This window comes from Arenibacter arenosicollis (assembly GCF_014397245.1).
Taxonomy (GTDB): Bacteria; Bacteroidota; Bacteroidia; order Flavobacteriales; family Flavobacteriaceae; genus Arenibacter; species Arenibacter arenosicollis.
Genome location: NZ_JACLHY010000008.1, coordinates 60880 through 80733, shown reverse-complemented (window position 1 = coordinate 80733; position 19854 = coordinate 60880). Strand labels below are relative to the sequence as shown.

The window sequence follows — 19854 nt, the reverse complement described above, 5'->3', positions numbered from 1 at the left end:
TTTCAACCAAATAATTTGTGAATTAAATTAAAATCAAAAAAGATGCAAAGAAGAAAATTCATTAATAACTCCCTATTGACCACTGCGGCCGTGGTTGGATTTCCAACTATAGTACCTGCAAGTGTATTTGGAAAGAACGCACCGAGCAATAAGATTAATATAGGACAGATTGGTTGTGGACGTATTGCCCGCGACCATGATATTCACGATACCATCAGGTTCGACCAATCCCGTTATGTTGCCGTATGTGATCTGGATTCCAATAGGGCAGCCGATGCCAAGGTTTTGGTGGATAAGTTCTACAAGGAGAAAACGGGGAAGGATAAATACATGAATACCAAAATCTACGATGACTATCGTGAAATGTTACTCAATAAGGACATAGATGCCGTGGTTATCAGTACCCCTGACCACTGGCATTCCCAGCCGGCAATGGAAGCGGCATTGGCTGGAAAGGATATATACCTGCAAAAACCTACATCGCTAACCGTGAGGGAAGGTCAACAGTTGCGTGAGGCCGTTCAAAAAACGGGAGTTATACTTCAAGTTGGAACACAACAAAGAGCCATGCCCCAATTTAGGGTGGCTGCCGAGCTGGTCAGAAATGGTCGCATTGGTAAAATACATACGGTTAAGATCGGACTTCCAGGAGATCCTGCCGGACCGGAAGCACCTGCAATGCCGGTACCTAAAAATTTAAATTTTGATATGTGGTTGGGGTCAACCCCAGAAGTGCCTTATACCGAAATTGGTGTGCACCCTCAACAGGGTTATAGTAGGCCGGGGTGGCTTCGCCTAAGAAGTTACGGTGCAGGAATGATCACAGGTTGGGGACAACACCATTATGATTCAGCGGCATGGGGAATGGATACCGAGCTAACAGGGCCAAAATCTGTCGAGGCCTTGGCAGAATTCCCGAAATCTGGCTTGTGGAATGTACATGGCGATTTCTTTGTAAAACACGAATATGACAACGGAATTACGGTCTACACCAGTGGCGGGTATACCAACGGAATACGTTATGAAGGTACCGATGGTTGGATCTTTGTATCCCGAGGTGCTTATCAAGCTTCAGCCTCCGATCCTGTGGATCAGGAAAAGAGCAGTAAAGCCCTTAATGCCTCCGATCCTAAAATATTGGAATCGGTAATTGGTGAGAATGAGATCAATTTGGAGAAGATCGATGATCAGCACGGGAACTGGTTGGACTGCATTAAAACAAGAAAAGCCCCAATTTCGCCAATTGAAAAAGGGCACAAGGCATGCGTAACTTGTCTGATCAGTGATATTGCCATGCAATTTGATAGAAAATTGGAATGGGACAACGAGAAAGAGATGTTTATTAATGATAATGAGGCCAACGCCATGTTGCACAGGGAACAGAGAAAGCCTTATGGGACTGACTTTGTAAAAGTTTAGTAAACATGTTGTATATTGAATGATGTAAAAATAATCCCTCCTTTGGTCAAAATAACTTGAACCAAGGAGGGGTTTGTCATTATTCACAAAAAAAAATTAATAAATGAAATATAGTATCTCGACCTTTCTTTTGGTATTGTTTCTTAGCTGTGGTCAAAAAAAAGAAGAAGTGAAAGCAACTGCTGATATTGCTCCTGACAAAGTAAGTTTAATGACTTTGGATCCAGGGCATTTTCATGCCGCCTTGGTTCAAAAAACAATGTATAATGCAGTAGATTCCACCATTTATGTTTTTGCTCCCGAAGGGGCGGAGGTAAGCGATTTTTTAAGTAAAATAGAAGCCTATAATTCAAGGTCGGAAAACCCCACCCATTGGAAGGTGAATAGTTATTTCGGGGATGATTATTTGGAAAAAATGATTGCCAATAAACCCGGTAACGTCATGGTGGTGGCAGGGAAAAACTCCAAAAAGATAGATTATATTTTGGCCGCAGTAAAAGCTGGGTTGAACGTTTATGCGGATAAGCCATTGGTGATTAATCCGGAAGGGTTCCAGAAACTGGAAGAGGCTTTTAAAATAGCTGAAGACAATGGGGTCATGATTTATGATATTATGACCGAGCGTTTTGAAGTTACTACTGGTATGCAAAGGCAGTTTTCCATGTTGCCCGATATATTTGGCCAAGTGTTGGAAGGAAATCCTGAGGAACCGGCCATTATTAAAGAAAGTGTTCATCACTTTTTTAAGTATGTTTCTGGCCAGCCATTGGTGAGGCCAGCGTGGTTTTTTGACGTAAATGAAGAGGGTGAAGGAATTGTGGATGTAACCACCCACTTGGTGGATTTGGTGCAATGGGAACTTTTTCCGGATCAGATTATAGATCGTACAGATATAGAAATGGTTCAGGCCAAGCGTTGGCCAACAGTTTTGACTCTGGATGAATTTACCAGGGTCACCGGGCTGGATAGTTTTCCCGATTATCTTAAAAAGGATATCGATGGTGATAAACTTAAGGTGTATTGCAATGGGGAAATGCTTTATAAAATTAAGGGGAAGTACGCCAAGGTATCTGTGATATGGAATTACGAAGCTCCTGAGGGCACTGGGGATACCCATTATAGTATAATGAGGGGTACAAAAAGTGATCTGATTATTAAACAGGGTAAGGAAGAAAATTATAAGCCCACATTATATATTAGATCCAAGGGCGGTGAAAATTTTGATAATCTAATTTCCCAGGCACTTGAGCAGACCATAAACTCTAAATTTCCGGGGACGAATGCTGAAAAAGTATCGGAGAATATGTGGAAAATTAATATTCCCGATGAATTTAAAATTGGTCATGAGGCACATTTTGCCCAAGTAACCCAAAATTATTTACAGTATTTGGAAGATGGTAAATTGCCAAACTGGGAGATACCGAATATGATTACCAAATATTACACTACCATTGAAGGCTATAAAATGGCGAAAAAATAGGAAGGAAATCTGTTTGTCTCCATTTTTTGATAAGACTTATGGAGATTTGTTCAACTATGTAAACCTTTGCATTTTTTGCTTTAGGGTAAAGCTTAGATATTATGCCCATTGTTGTTCCCTTGTATTATCTTTGGGTTTCGTTGAAGTAGAATAATAAAATTAGAATTGATGAGTAAACTTTTTTCGATTGAAAATAAAATATATGCCTTATCCGGTGCAACTGGAACTTTAGGAGGGTCAATTGCCAAATATCTTGTGGAAAATGGAGCCAAGGTATTGCTCTTGGGTAGATCCTTGGATAAGCTGGAAGAAAAATGCAAAGAATTAAATGAAATTCGTACTAATAGTGCTCATTTGTTCGTTCTGGATGTAATGAATGAAAAGCAATTAACCGAATTGAAGAACACTATAATCACTCAGTTTAAGAGGTTGGACGGTTTGGTTAATTTGGCAGGAGGTAACATTCCCGGAGCCACTTTGAAACCAGATCAAACGATTTACGATATTGAACTTGGTGATACCCAAAAAGTGGTGGATATAAATTTATTCGGTACCGTAATTCCTACAATTGTATTAAGTGAAATTATGGCAAAACAAGGATTTGGCTCCATTGTAAATGTTTCATCTATGGCAGCCAAACAGACCATTTCACGAGTGTTGGGATATTCCATGGCCAAGGCCGGAGTGGATATTTTCACCAAGTGGATGGCCAATGAACTTTCCTCTAAATTTAGTGATAAGATCAGGGTAAATGCCATTGCTCCTGGGTTTTTTATCGGAAATCAGAATAGAAGACTGTTGACTAATGAAGACGGTTCCTTTACGGATAGGGGCGAAAAAATTATCACTAATACTCCAATGGGACGTTTTGGTGATGCATCTGAACTTAACGGAATGGTACACTATCTACTTAGTGATGCTTCTTCATTTGTTACTGGAAGTATTTATGAAATCGACGGTGGATTTAGTTCTTTTTCCGGAGTATAACCCATGCAATATTTAAAGAAGACTCTACGGTGGTTCGGACCTAGTTTTGGAGTGTCCTTAAAGGATATCAAGGAGCTTGGTGTTGCTGGAGTAGTAACTGCTTGCCATCAAGTGCCCATTGGTGAGGTTTGGTCATCACAGATTATAGGTGAACTTAAAAAAGAAATTGAGTCCAACGGCCTGGAATGGTCCGTAGTGGAAAGTGTTAATATCCATAAGGCTATTAAATACGGTTTGCCCGAAAGGGACATCTACATTCATAATTATATTGAGACCCTTAAGAATTTGGCAGAGAACAAAATTAAGGTAGTCTGCTATAATTTTATGCAATTGATTGATTGGACCCGTACTAATTTAAATTTTGAGCTTCCAACTGGGGCAATAAGTTTGTTGTACGATCCTGTGGCTATTGCTGCGTTTGATTTGTTCATCTTGCAAAGGGATAGGGCAGCTGAGGTCTATGGTGATGAAATGGTCCAAAAGGCCAAACATTATTATAATACACTGAACCATCAGGGACGTGAGCTGCTAAAAAGTGCTATTTTGGCTGGGATGCCAGGGTCCAAGGAGGCCATTGCCCTAGCTGATTTTAGGTCTACCCTTGAGGAGGTCAGTAAGATTAAAAAATCGGTCCTCAGGGAAAATCTAGCATATTTTTTAAAATCGGTTATTCCGGAGGCCGAAAGGTTGGGTGTAAAAATGGCTTTGCATCCAGATGACCCACCATTTCCTGTATTTGGTATTCCCCGTATTGCATCGACTTACGAAGATTTAAAATTTATTCTGGATTGTGTTCCGTCTCCCAGTAATGGATTAACATTTTGCTCAGGATCTTTAGGGGCTGTTGGTACCAACGACCTTGTTAAGATTATTCGGGATTTTGGGCCTCAAATTCATTTTCTACATCTAAGAAATGTATCTAGGGAGGAAGATGGTAAGTTTTATGAAGCGGCACATTTAGATGGTTCCATACCCATGCCCAAGTTAATGGAGGCTATTGTTAATGAGCAACTAAGAAGGCAAAATAGTGGTCTTGGAGAGGTGGCAATTCCCATTAGGCCAGATCATGGCCATGTATTGTTGGATGACAAGAAAAGAAAGGATGAGTTCTACTCCGGATACTCCCTGATTGGCAGAGCCATAGGTATGGCCGAGCTCTATGGCCTGGAAAAGGGCATTAGGGAAATGCTTATGAAAGCTACTTAATGAAAATTTAAAATAGAGTGGAGATTTTTATGGAAGGCGCAATTATTTGGCTAGAATTGTAAGGAATTATTGCTAAAGTTCAAAAAAAGAGTATTTTTAAGGTTTGGAAATCAAATATAAACGATAATTACGTTAACGTTAACGACCGAATAAACAAAATGTATATGCAGGATTATAAAACCCTAGGGAGAAAATTTATTGTTGCCATTGGGATTTTGGCGTGTTTAGGGCTATACTCTTGTTCTGATATAACAAATCACAAAACTTTATTCTTCGCCCATTCCTTGCCTATTACACATCCTGTCCATAAAGGGATCGTGGCCATGCAAGAGGCCCTTAATGAAAAATCAGGAGGAAAGTTGCAGATCAAAATATTTCCAGATGGGCAGTTGGGTACAGAAAGGGAAGTTTTGGAACTGCTGCAGATCGGCAGTGTGGCCATGACAAAGGTAAGTGCGGCCGCAATGTCCAGTTTTGCCCCGGAATACAGGGTCTTGGGAGTACCTTATTTATTTAGGGACAGCGAGCATATGTTCAATGTATTGGAGGGGAAAATAGGAAAGGAACTTTTGGAGGGAGGCAGCGAATTTCTGCTTCGGGGTCTTTGTTTCTATGATGCAGGTAGTAGAAGCTTTTATACCTTGGACGGCTTTATAAAAACCCCAGAGGACTTAAAGGGAAAAAAGATTAGGGTTATGAACGATCAAATGGCCGTTAACATGGTAAACGATCTGGGTGGTTCCGCCACTCCAATGGCCTATGGGGAACTTTATACCGCTCTTCAGCAACGGGTAGTGGATGGTGCGGAGAACAATGTCCCTTCCTTTGTAACTTCCAATCATTATGAGGTGTGTAAATTCTATACACTGGACGAGCATAGTATGGTACCGGACGTCGTAGTAGTGGGTACCAAGTTTTGGGATACCTTTAGCGATACTGAAAAAAAATGGTTGCAGGAGGCGGCAGATGAAAGTGTGAAGAAACAAAAAGTATATTGGAAGGAAAACGTGGAGGAGGGTATGAAAATCTTAAAAGAGGCCAATGTGGAAATCTATAATCCGGATAAAAGTCCCTTTGTTGAAAAAACGAAGCCAATTTTGGAGGGATTGATGAAGGATCCCAAGATGAAAAAAATAATCGAAGAAATCAACAATCAATAATGCAAACGACGTATAGAATATTGAATAGGGCCATTGAGGGATTGTTAGTACTTATATATAGTTTATTGGTGCTTGACGTGGTATGGCAGGTAGTCTCAAGGTACGTAGTGGGGCAATCCAGCTCGTTCACAGAAGAATTCGCCAGATTTTCATTGATATGGTTAACGGTTTTGGGTGCTGCCTATATCAATGGACAGAAAGAAGGCCATCTTTCCATGGATTTTTTATTGTCCAAACTTCCAGCGGACAAGCAAAAAAGGAGACATAGAATAATACAGGTGGTTATGGCGGTTTTTGCCTTGATTATTATGGTTATTGGAGGAGGTAATTTGGTTTACACCACACTAAAGTTGGGACAGTTGTCCCCGGCATTGTTAGTGCCACTTGGGTATGTTTATGCCATAGTGCCAATTTGCGGCCTTATGATCATTTTCTTTTCCGTGTATCACATTAAAATAACCTTTAACGCCAACAACAATGAGTATTGAAACCATAAGTATAATAGTATTGTTTATTAGTTTCATGGGCTTGTTGGCCTATGGCGTACCTGTGGCATATGCCATTGGTATATCTACAACGATTACCTTACTGATCAATATAGCTTATATGCCCGCTACGACCACTGTTAGTCAGAGAATGACAACAGGTATCGATAATTTTGCATTACTGGCCATCCCCTTCTTTATTTTGGCCGGGGAAATAATGAACCGGGGAGGCATTGCCAATCGTTTGATCGACTTTGCAAAATCACTTATAGGAAGTTTGCCCGGGGGATTGGCATACGTTAATATAATTTCCGCTATGTTGTTCGGGGCCATTTCCGGATCGGCCATTGCGGCTGCATCTGCTATTGGGAGTACCTTGACAGAGAAAATGGCAAAGGATGGCTATCCCAGGGAGTTTAGTGCAGCTGTAAATATTAGTGCATCCACTACCGGGCTTTTAATACCACCCAGTAATGTATTAATAATATTTGCCTTGGCCAGTGGAGGTACCGCTTCGGTGGCTGCATTATTTATTGCAGGTTATATACCAGGATTATTGGTGGGACTGGCCATTATGTTCATGGTCTATTTGTATGCCAGAAAAAAAGGTTTGCCCAAGGAGGAAAGAGTGAGCTTTAAAAAGCTGTTCATTGATTTTAAAAATGCTATTTTAAGTTTAACCCTATTGGTAATAGTAGTGGGTGGTATCGTTGCTGGAATTTTTACGGCTACGGAAGCTGCGGCAATTGCCGTAGTTTATGCTGTTTTATTGGGCTTCGTAAACAAGGAATTAAAGTTTGCCGATTTTAGGCCTATTCTTCTTCGCAGTGCCAAGACAACAGCTATTGTTATGTTCTTGATTTCAACTTCCATGGCCATGTCCTGGTTGTTCTCTTTTGAATCCATTCCGCAGTCATTAACAGGCTTCCTTTTGGAATCTGTAAAGAACCCCTTGTTGGTGTTGCTGTTTATTAATATCACTTTACTTGTTGTGGGTACTTTTATGGATATGACCCCGGCGGTACTTATTTTTACACCTATATTTTTACCGGTAGTAATGGCATTGGGAATGCATCCGGTTCAATTTGGAATGGTAATCGTTCTCAATTTATGTATTGGGGTATGTACCCCTCCTGTAGGAACGCTGCTCTTCGTAGGTAGTGGTGTAGCCAAAGTACCGGTCACAAAAGTTATAAAGCCATTATTGCCTTTATTGGCAGCGATGACTACCGTATTGTTGATCCTTACCTATGTGCCGGAACTATCTTTATGGCTACCAAGAGTATTTGGCTTGATCGATTAAATCACAATTTTATATTTTAAACCAAGCCCCTATTGATTTTATGTAATAGGGGTTTTTTTGTGCCTTTGACATAACTGTTATAATTTCCTGTCTATTGCCACTTAAAGGGCTTATTTATAGGCACTTCTTGTCATTTTAATGAACTTTAATTTACTGTTTACTTAATTTATAGGCTTTGGGATTTTGCTAATTTAATATGGTTATGAATGCTGTTTATGCCTATTGTTACGGCCATTAATATTAACATCAAAAATTATCCTATATGTAAAATTTTTGTACTTTAGTGCAAAATATTTATTCAACGCAAAGTTATTCTTAAACATGAACATTAACGACAGAAGTTACCCAAAGCAAAAGCAGACCATTATTGGAATATGTATGGATGGAACCTCTTATCCATATTATGAAGGCGCCAAAGAAGTGATGCCGAATTTGCAACGTTTTATAAAGCAAGGTTCTATGGGAATGGTGAAAAGTGTTATTCCATCTTTTACCAACCCAAATAACATGGCTATAGTTACTGGAGTTACCCCAAAAGTAAACGGAATTTGCGGAAATTTTTATTGGGATACAGAGCTGCAACAGGAGGTTATGATGAACGACCCAAAGTATTTAAAAGTACCTACAATCCTGTCTGAACTGAGCAAAAATGGAAGAAAGGTTGCAGTAGTGACCGCCAAGGATAAGTTGCGGAAGATGTTGGCCCATAATCTGGACGGCATTTGCTTTTCTGCAGAATTTGCCAATCAGGCCACAATGGAAGAAAACGGTATTGAAAATGTAGAGGAAGGATTAATGGGCAAGGAAAGACCAGGAATCTATGACCCTTATATTTCTGTTTATTGTATTGAGGCCGGGGCCAAGTTGTTGAAGAGGGAACATTTTGATGTTATGTATCTGACTACAACGGATTTCGTGCAACATAAATATGCCCCTGGAAGTGCAGATGCGAACGATTTTTTATCGAAAATTGACCTTTGGCTGGGTGAGTTGGACAAGTTGGGTGCCATTATTGGTGTAACCGCAGATCATGGAATGCAGGCCAAGACCAATCCGGATGGCAGTCCCAAAGTTCAGTTTATAGAACAACTTCTGGATGCCCAAAATATTAAGTCAAGGGTAATTTTACCGATTACAGATCCCTATGTAGTACATCACGGAGCCTTAGGTGGCTATGGGACTCTGTATTTGGAGGATAAATCACAGTTAAAGGCGGCCAAGGAATATTTGTTGTCCCTTGACGGAATTGAAAAGGTGCTGACTAATAAGGAAGCTGTGGAAGAATTTGAATTACCAGGAGATAGAATAGGAGATTTGGTAGTATTGGCAGATTCTGCTACTACTATTGGAAGAACCCCGGATTGGCACGAACTGGACAAGGTGAAGGAAGGTTTGCGTTCACATGGTGGAGAGCACTGTCAAGAGGTGCCAATGATATTCAATAAGAAATTGAACACTGAATACAGTAATAAATTGGCATCTGGTACCAGTAGGAATTTTGATCTGTTCCACTTTTTGAGTAACGGATTTTCTAATTAAACCATTTAAAAACACTGCTATGATCGAATTTGGAAGTATAATCAATGGAAAACAGGTGAAAAGCGGTGAATGGATCGATATTTATAATCCATTTACCAAGAAACAGGTGGGTAGGGTGTCATCCATAGATACAAAAACTTTGGATAAGGTTTTAACGGATACCAAAAATACCAAGATGACCCTTACGCGCTATCAGCGCTATGATATATTGAACAAGATTGCAAATGCCCTTGAGGAGCGGGTTGATGAGGTCAGCAAAATGATTACCGATGAAACGGGACTTTGTTTAAAGGATACCCGCTATGAAGCCAGTAGGGTTTCCGATGTGTTGCGATTTTCCGCTATGAAGGCATTGGATGATGATTCCCAGGTGTTTCCTTGTGATGTTTCCAAAAACGGAAAACCCAGAAGGATCTACACTACTCGTGTTCCCTTAGGATTGATCAGCTGTATTACGCCGTTCAACCATCCTATGAACCAAGTGGTTCACAAAATAGCTCCCGCAATCGCGACCAACAATACAGTGGTTTTAAAACCTTCTGAAAAAACACCGCTGTCGGCATATTATTTTGCCCAACTGGCGTTGGATTGTGGGCTGCCGCCAAATATGTTGAATGTGATCAATGGTGCCGATGTACAGGCTACAGCTGAAATGATGACCATACATCCGGAAATTACTATGGTCTCATTTACTGGAGGAAGTAAAGTGGGGAAAATAATAGCCTCCAAAGCAGGATATAAAAAATTGGTTTTGGAACTTGGTGGAAGTTCAGCATTGTTAATTCTCGAAGATGCCGATATAGATGAGGCAGTAGAGGTAACCATGTCTGGGACTTTTAAGAATTCGGCCCAGCGTTGTACGGCCATTAGAAGGATTTTGGTTCACGAGAGTATAGCGGACACCTATGCCGCCAAATTGGCAACTCGAGTAAAAGCCTTAAAATATGGGGATCCCTATAATGCTGAAAACGATATGGGAACTGTTATTACTGAGGAATCTGCCATGGAAATGGAAGCGCGTGTCCAAAATGCAATAGATAATGGTGCAGTGCTTTTGGCTGGACATAAAAGGGATGGTGCCCTTTATGCCCCTACCGTATTAGACCATGTGCAAAATGCCCATGAAGTGGTTGCAAAAGAGACCTTTGGTCCTGTTGCTCCAATAATACGATTCACAACTTTGGATGAAGCAATAGATATCGCCAATGATACTCCATATGGTTTGTCCGGAGGTGTAGTAAGTAATCACTGGCCATCCATTCAGCGGGTAATTACCGAGTTGGATACGGGCACGGTAAATGTAAACGAAGCACCAAGTTATCGATTGGAATGGACTCCTTTTGGAGGAGTTAAGGATTCCGGCTTGGGGTATAAGGAAGGGGTAATAGAGACCATGAAAGGGTATACCTATGTTAAGACCTATTCCTTGCCTTGGGATATTGCCTAGGGATATATTTAAATTTTTCAATCATTATTTGAGTAAGTATAAATCTTAATCGAAAAAAATATTACATGCAAATAAAAAGAAATGTGTTGTTGAACCCCGGTCCTGCAACAACTACGGACTCCGTAAAATTGGCTCAGGCAGTTACTGATATTTGCCCTAGGGAAAAAGAGTTTGGCGATTTAATGGAATATTGTGCCACTGAAATCACCAAATTCGTAGGTGATCCCAAGGAGTATGCCACAGTAATGTTCGGGGGTTCGGGTACAGCAACAGTAGAGGCCATATTGAGTTCCGTGGTTCCTGAAAATGGTCGTATCCTTATCATAGACAATGGAGCCTATGGTAAGCGAATGTGTCAGATCACCAAAATTTATAAATTGGATACCGTGGTTTTTGAATCTTCTTCCATAGAACCTATTGACTTAAAGGCCCTGGAGGAAGTAGTCAAACGTGAAAAGGGATTGACCCATTTGGCCATGATCCATCATGAAACCACTACTGGTTTGTTGAATGATATCACAGCGGTTGGAAAATTATGTGCTACCTATAATGTAAGTTTTATTGTGGACTCCATGAGCGGTTTTGCCGCAATACCTGTAGACATGAAAGCTATGAATATAGATTATTTGGCCGCAAGCTCCAATAAGAATATTCAGGGAATGGCCGGAATAGGATTCGCCATATGCAATAAAAAGGCTTTGTTGGCAACAGAATCCATTCCAATGCGGAACTTGTATCTTAACCTATATGCGCAATACGCCTATTTTGAAAAAACACATCAAACAAGATTTACCCCTCCTGTGCAAACGTTTTATGCCTTAAAACAGGCCATAATAGAAACCAAGGCAGAAACTATTGAAAAGCGCTATGCAAGGTATGCCAAGTCTTGGGAAACATTATTAAGTGGAATAGGGGAGATGGGGCTGGAATATTTAATTGATAAAGAGCATCATTCAAAAATAATCACCTCCATTATTGAGCCTAAGAATGAAAAATATGATTTTGATGAAATGCACGATTTTTTCTTCGAAAGAGGATTTACCATTTACCCGGGTAAGGTTAATAATTATGACACCTTCAGGATATCCAATATAGGTCAGATAGATTATACCGATATTCAAAATTTTCTAAAGGTCTTAAAGGAATACCTTGAAAAAATAGGTTTTATAAAAGCGTAATTTCCGTACAGATTATCGTTTGTTAAATGTCTACGATTCTTTATAAAGTTTAATTTAAGTGTAAAGTCAAACCATGAGTTTAACGGCTGATCAGAAGTATTGGAGGAAAAGAATATTTGTTCTCACTTGGCTGGCCTATGCGGGATTTTATTTCGGTAGGAAAAACTTGTCGGTCACCTGGAGTTCCATGGAAAAAGACCTGGGCCTGGACAACTCTGATTATGCTTCCATTATTTTTGTTTACAGTTTGGTGTATACCATAGGCCAATTTGTAAATGGGTACTTATCGGATACTTTTGGGCCCAGAAAAGTGGTCACTTTTGGACTGTTTTTGGCTGCAATTGGAAACTTATTTCTGGGGATGACCTTTTCTGCAGGGGTGATAGTTTTCCTTATAGCGGCAAATGGTTATGGGCAATCTACTGGATGGAGCGGATTAATAAAGAATATGACCCCTTGGTTTAGAAGAACGGAACGTGGAATAGTCATGTCGTGGTGGTCTACCTGTTATGTTACCGGGGGCTTTCTAGCTACTATTTTTGCCACTTATGTGGCATTCGATATGGATTTCCTGTCGGAGCTGGGGTGGAAAAGAGGTTTTATTTTCCCTTCTCTAATACTTTTTGTTATTGCCATCCTGTACCTTCTGTTTACCAGAAATAATCCGGAAGACATTGGCCTGCCCAAAATCGTTGAAAATAAGTATGAATTTGAGGGAGGTGCCAAGGCAGAGAAACTTAAAATATTGGGCCTGTTGCTAAGGAACAGTTCCCTTTGGGTCTATTCCAGTTGCTATATGATCCTTAAAATGACCAGATATGCATTTCTATTCTGGCTGCCAGTGTATTTGGAGAAAGCGTTGCATTATGATGTAAGCGATGCAGGTTATATGTCTTCAGTATATGAGTTGATAGGCTTTTTTGGGGTCATCCTGGCGGGTTACAGCTCGGATAAGATCTTCAAATCCAATCGATTCAGTACAGTAGCTATTATGATGATAGGATTGGGTCTTGCCTGTCTTGTCCATCCCTATATGGTTCCTTACGGAAAAATAGCCACGATAATCAGTATAGCCCTTATCGGGATTGCCACTTACGGACCCGATTCCCTTATCTGCACTGCGGGGTCAATGGATGTTGGCGGTACCAAAGGAGCCGCAATGGCTGCTGGCATAATTAATGGCATGGGGTCTGTGGGACAGATGTTCTCGGGCTTTATAGTAGTGGCTATTAACGAGTATTACGGCTGGGACAATCTATTTTACTTTTTCGTCATCATGTCGTTTATTGGAGGTGGATTGGCCGCTTTAAAGTGGAACCAGCAAAGTACGGATTAGGTCTATCGAGGGTAATAATAACTGTTATTTCCAATATCATTTTATTCCAATTTCAAAGTAGAAGAAAAATGATTTGGCTATAAATAATATGCAATAGAAGAAATACAATTCAATGGAAAAGACCGATTTAGTAATAATTGGGGGTGGTATATTTGGTTGTGCAATTGCCTATTACTACAGTAAAAATAATCCGGAAAAAGAAGTGGTACTATTGGAGCGCAACGAACTTAATAACGCGGCTACCAGTAGAGCCGCTGCCCTAATGACCATGGTCCGCTCCAAGCGGTCTTATATTCCATTAACCATTGAGACCTTTAATGTGGCCAAGGAAATGGAGGAAGAATTGGGGGAGACTTTGGATTTTAAGGTAGTTGGTATGATGCACGTGGCAGCTAGTGAAGCCAAGGTCATGGATCTGGAGGAGCTTATGGAAATTGCCAAAGAATACAAACAGGTGGCCTATTATATAACTAAAGAGGAGGCACAAAAAAAAGCGCCATGGCTAAAAGTGGACGAGGCTCTGAATATTGGTTTTGTGCCCAATGAAGCCTATTGTGACCCTTATATGCTAGGGACATTCTTTGCTAGATGTGCTAGAAAACATGGAGCAAAAATTCGTCAAGGAGTTGAAGTCTTGGGCCTGATACATGAGGGTAAAAATGTTAAAGGGGTGAAGACCGCGGAAGGGGAAATATATGCGGACACAGTAGTAGATGCTGCAGGCGTCTGGGCGCCAATTTTAGCTGAGGAAATAGGAGCTGGTCTTCCCATGGCACCAGTGAGAAGCCAATACTGGATTACAGAAAGGGCCGATATTTTCCCAACAGATTCGCCTATGGTGTTATTGCCGGATGCCCAAGCTTATGCCCGTCCTGAAGGGGGTAGTTTGCTCTTTGGGATAAGGGAAAGTAAATCTCTGGTCACTTCGCCCAAAGAAGTGCCAAAGGACATAACGGATTTTGTATTTAGTGCCGATGAAGGAATGGACGATCTTTTTGAAAACGGGGAGCGACTTGCGCGATTTTTTCCTGCCTTCTATGATATGGGGATTAAGTATTACGTGGCGGGATTTTCGGGTTACACTCCCGATTCCCAATTAGTATTGGGGGCAGTTCCGGGTACAAAGGGTTTTCTAGTGGCTTCCGGATGTTGCGGGGCGGGTATTTCGGTGGCCGGAGGTGTAGGCCTGGGTATTGCGGAAATGGCTTCCGGTAGGTCAAATCCCATGGATTTTTCAGAGTTTGAAATTTCAAGGTTTGGTGAAATAGACCCCTTTGGTGACGATTGGTTAAACAAATGCGCCGCTGCCAGATCCAATAAGGTAAGTGGTTAATTAACAAAAAAACATTTTATGCAAAATCAAAATAAAGGACGTCGTAAGTTTATGTCGAACATAGGTTTGGGCTCTTTGGCCTTGGGTGTGGGGACTACGGCTGCTTATGCCTTTGCTCCAAAAAAGGAAGTCGTTGCGAATAATGCTGTTTCAATTGGTTTTATCACTGATATCCACCACGGATTTTGTTCAGATGGATTAGAGCGTTTGGAGGTTTTCATCAAGGAGGCTTCCTCCCGAAAATTGGATTTTATCATTCAAGGCGGTGATTTTTGTTATGCAACGGAAGAATCCCAGGAATGTATGGACCTCTGGAATACCTACAAGGGTGAGAAATATCATGTGCTGGGAAACCATGATATGGATAAGGTCACCAAGAAGGAAGCAATGGATTTTTTTGGAATGGAAAAGAACTATTATTCCTTTGATAAAGGTGACTTTCATTTTGTGATAATGGATGGCAACTATATTATGAAGGATGGAAAATATGAGGATTATGCCAATGCGAATTTTTATATTGATCAGGCAAATAGAAGCTTGGTAAATCCAGAACAGATTGAATGGCTGAAACAGGATTTGGAAAAAACGGATAAGCAAACCATTATTATTTCCCATCAGGCCTTTGACGAAATTTGGGATGGTTGGTCCTCTCCCAGTAGGTTTGCCGTTAGAAAAGTAATAGATGATGCCAATAATAGAACGGATTACCAAAAAGTAGTAGCCTGTTTCTGCGGTCACCATCATGTTGATGATCATAGTTATATCAACAATGTCCATTATTTTCAAATGAACAGTGCTTCCTATTTTTATGTTGGCGATGGATATGGTTCCGATGGCAGTAGGGCTATGTACAAGGATTCCATTTTCGCCTTTTTAACCCTAGATTCTTCCGGTCAAATTTCTATTGAGGGAAGGAAAAGTAGCTTTATGCGTCCGACCCCTTCCGAAAAGAATCATCCCGATGCCCCAAGGCTCTCCGCTTCGATAAGTGATAGAAATGTAAACTTTAAAAAGAAATAGAAAACCATAATTAAGGTGTTTTGGAAAAGTAGGCTGAAAGAATAGATTTCAATCCAATGGAAGCTGAAATCAATTAAAATTTTGCGCATGGTTTTGCCAAAAATAATTGCTTATTTTTGCAACGTAACACATATTACGGCTAGTTATTTGCTAGCCAATGACCAACAGCAGCTAAATGGATGATATTCTTATAAATATTGGCAGACAATTAAAATTGGCCCGCCAAAAAAGAGATTTAACCTTGCAACAAGTGGCGAAAAGGACCGGCGTTAGTGCTGGCCTTATTTCCAAGATTGAAAATTTAAGAACTACGCCATCCCTACCTGTTTTATTAAAAATAATGCAGACGCTTAGTATAGATCTGTCAGAGCTGGACCTGTCATCCAATGTTTCTGGAGATTATATAGTAATAAAAAATGGCATGGGGACCAAGGAAGATCGGGAAGATTCCGTTAATCTGGAATATACCCATTTGCTCTCCAGTACTTCCTCCGATAGTAGCATTAGGGTCTATATTGTTAATGTTGCCGCTGGGGCATATCGGAAACCCATTTCTACAAATGCCAATGAATTGATTTATGTTCTTGGCGGAAAGGTTAATTACTTGCTTAAAAAAGATAAGGTCCTCTTGGAAAAAGGTGATCTTTTGTATTTTGACGGATCAATACCCCACGGGGTTTCCAATGAATTCAATGAGGAGGCCACCATGTTAAAAATTTACTTTTTGCACTAAATACTTTTAGCCTTGGACTATTCACAAGGCATCGGGATGACTTCATTATTGCGCTGTGAATTGATTAATTATTCCATCTAGAATTAAGTCCTTCTCCAGGGAAGGTGTTTTTAGCATGCCAATCCCACTGTTTGGTTGGTTTTTCATTTGTGTTTCTGCTCAATTGCACCATTTTGTCAGGTTCTGGAAATGGCTTAAAGCATGTCCAGTGGCCAAAACCCATATTTATCCGAGTTTTTTAAAAGCTTCAATCCTAGCTATAGCAAAGGCTAGCGCTTGGGTATAAATTTTAACTATGATAATGCCATATCAACAGTTAAACTCTATATCGTTAAAAGGGTAATCGCACGGTTATTGTACCAAATGGGGTGTAAATAAAGTATAACTTAAAAACAATACATGAAAGTATTAGTAATTGGGGCTGGGAACATGGGATTGACCTACGCGGAGGCCATGTCAAAATCAAAACTACTTAAAAAAAGAAATTTAATGATTTTGGACAGTTCTCAAGAGAAGACCTTGTCCTTAAAAAAGATTTTACATTTTGAAGTACACGAAAATTTAGAGGATTGTGTACCTAAGGCAGATCTTATTTTTATTGCCGTGAAACCTTACCATAGTGAGGATTTATTTAAGAAGATGAAAAGCCTCGTCAATGAAGGACAAATTGTTATTTCAATTATGGCCGGGGTAACCATAAAATCGATGCAAGAAGGGCTCGGGATTCATAAAATTGTCAGGGCAATGCCAAACTTGCCGGCGCAGATAGGGAAAGGTGTAACATCATATACGGCTTCGGAAGAGGTATCTAGAATAGAATTATTGACTATAGAAAATTTATTGGATACCACTGGAAAATCTATTTTAGTGAGTTCCGAAAAATTTATTGATGCCTCCACTGGAATTTCAGGAAGTGGACCTGCATACGTTTTTTATTTTATGCAGAGTATGATGGAAGCTGCCTTAAAAATGGGCTTTTCGGCCAATGATAGCAAGATGTTGGTAAGTCACACCTTCGAAGGAGCCGTAGACCTATTCAATCAATCCGATCTTTCCCCCAATTCTTGGATGGATAGAGTAGCATCTAAAGGAGGGACGACTAGGGCAGCATTGGATTCTATGGAAGATAACAATGTAAAGGAACTGATAAAAGAAGCAGCCTATTCCGCTTTTAATAGAGCAGTAGAGCTGGGAAAGGACAAATAAGATATGTATAAACAGAGAGTAGTCATAAAAGTAGGTACCAATGTAATGACCAACAAGGACAACAGGATCGTTAAGCCTGTTCTTGATCATTTGGTACAACAGATAGCAGAATTGTACGAGCGGAATATAATGTCCGTTTTGGTCTCTTCAGGGTCGGTAATTGCCGGAATGGAAGTGATGGGCGAGAGTCAGATAACGGATAAGGCAACTCGACGACAGGTATATTCGGCCATTGGGCAACCTAGGATGATGCGCCATTACTACAACATATTTCAAGATTATGGAATGAAATGTGCACAGGTACTGGCTACAAAACGGGATTTTAACCCTGGAAACCATCGCGATAATATGATCAATTGTTATGAGGGCTTGTTGGCCGAGGGGGTAGTACCTATTGCCAATGAGGATGATGCGGTTTCGCTAACCAAATCCATGTTTTCTGACAACGATGAGTTGGCAAGTCTGGTTGCAGAACTTACCAAGGCTGATAAATTGATTATCCTAACGGATACGGACGGACTATATACCGGACATCCAGATGATAAGGATACGGAAGTGATAGAGAACGTTAGCGTAGATCAGAATGTGGAACAGTATATAAAGTCCATTGATAAAGGTGAGGCCGAAGGTAGAGGTGGCATGGGCTCCAAACTAAATATCGCTAAGCAGACCGCTTCCAAGAATATTCCTACCTATATAGCCAATGGAAAAAGAAAGCGGGTTATTCTGGATATTATTGAAGGGAAGAACGTAGGTACCAAGATTACGGTATAAGGTTTAGTAACGAAAAAATAAACGAATGAAATTATTAGATACAGAAATAAAAAATAAGGTGTTGCGATCCATGATGAGTATTTTGGAAAGCAAAAAACCTGAAATTATAGCTGCAAATAAAAAAGACCTTGATCTTTTTGATAAAGAGGACAGGGCAATGTACGATCGGCTCATTGTAGATGAAAAAAAAGTGGAAGGAATGATCGGAGCCATTTCGGAGGTCCTTCAACAGCAAGATCCAGTGGGTAAAATAAAATCTGAACAAGTACTTGAAAACGGATTGAAAATTGAAAATAAAACAGCCCCTTTTGGAACCATAATGATCATTTATGAATCTAGACCGGATGTTACTATTGAAGCTGCCGTTTTGGCTTTTAAGGCCAATAATAAAATTTTGTTGAAAGGAGGAAAGGAAGCCGTTCACAGTAATATTGTATTGGAAAAATGCTGGCATCAAGCACTTGAAGAAAATGGTTTGGATGACAACTGGATCCAATTGCTTCATATGAATAGGGAAGAAACTCAGGCCTTTTTGAGGAATCCTACCGAAAAGCTGGACCTAATAGTACCTCGAGGAGGAGAGCGATTGATCGCCTTTGTAAAGGAACATGCCAAATGTGCCGTATTGGTCAGTGGAAGGGGCAATAATTTCCTATATGTTGACAAGGATGCGGATTGGGCGCAAAGTTTGGAGGTAATCCTCAACGCCAAAACCGATAAGATTTCGGCCTGCAATGCGCTGGACAAAATTTTGGTCGATGTAAATATTGATGATTTCTCGAGTAGAATCAAAGAGCTTAAGGCCATCCTAAGTGAGCGCGGAGTTTCTGTTTTAGTGGATAATAAGGTAGCTGAAGTACTTCCTGAAAGCTCTAAAATAAAGGACGAAGATATTTGGTATGAAGAATTTTTGGCAATGAAGTGTGTTTTAGGGGCTGCAGAGGATTTGGATGGGGCAGTTCAAATGATCAACAAATATTCAGGAGGGCATTCGGCTACCATAATGACCAAAAACAGTGATGTGGCCAAAGAGTTTATGGATCAGGTAGATAGTGCTGCCGTATACCACAATGCTTCTACTAGGTTTACCGATGGCGGACAAATGGGTGTTGGTGCCGAATTGGCCATCAGTACAGATAAATTACACCATAGGGGGCCATTGGGCTTGGAACAATTGGTAACCAACAAATATTATGTCCATGGGAATGGACAAATAAGAGTGTGATAGAAAAACTATAGTCCCCAGCG

At 40.4% G+C, this 19854-nt stretch carries 17 protein-coding genes; all 17 read left to right on the top strand.

Annotation, left to right across the window (positions count from 1 at the left end; all coding sequences use genetic code 11):
* Positions 1-42 precede the first annotated feature (42 nt).
* A complete protein-coding gene (locus H4O18_RS10015; protein ID WP_187584090.1) occupies positions 43-1419 on the top strand; it encodes a Gfo/Idh/MocA family protein in 1377 nt (458 codons plus the stop codon).
* 103 nt (positions 1420-1522) lie between these two features.
* Positions 1523-2899, top strand: coding sequence for a putative oxidoreductase C-terminal domain-containing protein (locus tag H4O18_RS10010; protein WP_187584088.1), 1377 nt, complete (start codon positions 1523-1525; stop codon positions 2897-2899).
* Positions 2900-3067: 168 nt separating this feature from the next.
* The gene (locus H4O18_RS10005) at positions 3068-3886 is read left to right on the top strand and encodes an SDR family oxidoreductase (protein ID WP_187584086.1); all 819 of its coding nucleotides are present in this window, start codon (positions 3068-3070) and stop codon (positions 3884-3886) included.
* A gap of 3 nt (positions 3887-3889) precedes the next feature.
* On the top strand, positions 3890-5092 hold the full coding sequence (gene uxuA, locus H4O18_RS10000) for a mannonate dehydratase (protein ID WP_187584084.1): 1203 nt from the start codon (positions 3890-3892) through the stop codon (positions 5090-5092).
* Between the two features lie 164 nt (positions 5093-5256).
* The gene (locus H4O18_RS09995; RefSeq protein WP_187584082.1) at positions 5257-6252 is read left to right on the top strand and encodes a TRAP transporter substrate-binding protein DctP; all 996 of its coding nucleotides are present in this window, start codon (positions 5257-5259) and stop codon (positions 6250-6252) included.
* Positions 6252-6740 carry a TRAP transporter small permease gene (locus H4O18_RS09990; protein ID WP_187584080.1) on the top strand — a complete coding sequence of 163 codons (489 nt, stop codon included), beginning with the start codon at positions 6252-6254 and terminating at the stop codon, positions 6738-6740. The genes H4O18_RS09995 and H4O18_RS09990 overlap by 1 nt, the downstream gene beginning before the upstream one ends.
* Positions 6730-8040 (top strand): TRAP transporter large permease, encoded by a 1311-nt coding sequence (locus H4O18_RS09985; protein WP_187584078.1) that lies wholly within the window; start codon positions 6730-6732, stop codon positions 8038-8040. Before H4O18_RS09990 ends, H4O18_RS09985 begins: the two co-directional genes overlap by 11 nt.
* Before the next feature lie 321 nt (positions 8041-8361).
* Complete coding sequence (gene phnA, locus H4O18_RS09980) at positions 8362-9579, top strand: phosphonoacetate hydrolase (protein ID WP_187584076.1); 1218 nt, start codon at positions 8362-8364, stop codon at positions 9577-9579.
* Between the two features lie 19 nt (positions 9580-9598).
* Positions 9599-11026: an aldehyde dehydrogenase family protein gene (locus H4O18_RS09975; RefSeq protein WP_187584074.1), complete on the top strand. Its 1428-nt coding sequence runs from the start codon at positions 9599-9601 to the stop codon at positions 11024-11026.
* A gap of 65 nt (positions 11027-11091) precedes the next feature.
* Entirely contained in the window at positions 11092-12204 is a 1113-nt protein-coding gene (locus tag H4O18_RS09970) for a 2-aminoethylphosphonate aminotransferase (RefSeq protein WP_187584072.1), read from the top strand.
* A 73-nt stretch (positions 12205-12277) separates the two neighbouring features.
* On the top strand, positions 12278-13540 hold the full coding sequence (locus H4O18_RS09965; RefSeq protein WP_187584071.1) for an MFS transporter: 1263 nt from the start codon (positions 12278-12280) through the stop codon (positions 13538-13540).
* A 112-nt stretch (positions 13541-13652) separates the two neighbouring features.
* Entirely contained in the window at positions 13653-14873 is a 1221-nt protein-coding gene (locus H4O18_RS09960; RefSeq protein WP_187584069.1) for an NAD(P)/FAD-dependent oxidoreductase, read from the top strand.
* Between the two features lie 18 nt (positions 14874-14891).
* Positions 14892-15893, top strand: coding sequence for a metallophosphoesterase family protein (locus H4O18_RS09955; RefSeq protein WP_187584067.1), 1002 nt, complete (start codon positions 14892-14894; stop codon positions 15891-15893).
* 175 nt (positions 15894-16068) lie between these two features.
* A complete protein-coding gene (locus H4O18_RS09950; RefSeq protein ID WP_187584065.1) occupies positions 16069-16626 on the top strand; it encodes a helix-turn-helix domain-containing protein in 558 nt (185 codons plus the stop codon).
* A gap of 399 nt (positions 16627-17025) precedes the next feature.
* Positions 17026-17832, top strand: a complete 807-nt coding sequence (gene proC, locus H4O18_RS09945) for a pyrroline-5-carboxylate reductase (RefSeq protein WP_187584063.1) — start codon at positions 17026-17028, stop codon at positions 17830-17832.
* A gap of 3 nt (positions 17833-17835) precedes the next feature.
* Complete coding sequence (gene proB, locus H4O18_RS09940) at positions 17836-18606, top strand: glutamate 5-kinase (protein WP_187584061.1); 771 nt, start codon at positions 17836-17838, stop codon at positions 18604-18606.
* A gap of 25 nt (positions 18607-18631) precedes the next feature.
* A complete protein-coding gene (locus H4O18_RS09935) occupies positions 18632-19831 on the top strand; it encodes a glutamate-5-semialdehyde dehydrogenase (RefSeq protein ID WP_187584059.1) in 1200 nt (399 codons plus the stop codon).
* The last annotated feature ends 23 nt before the right edge of the window (positions 19832-19854 follow it).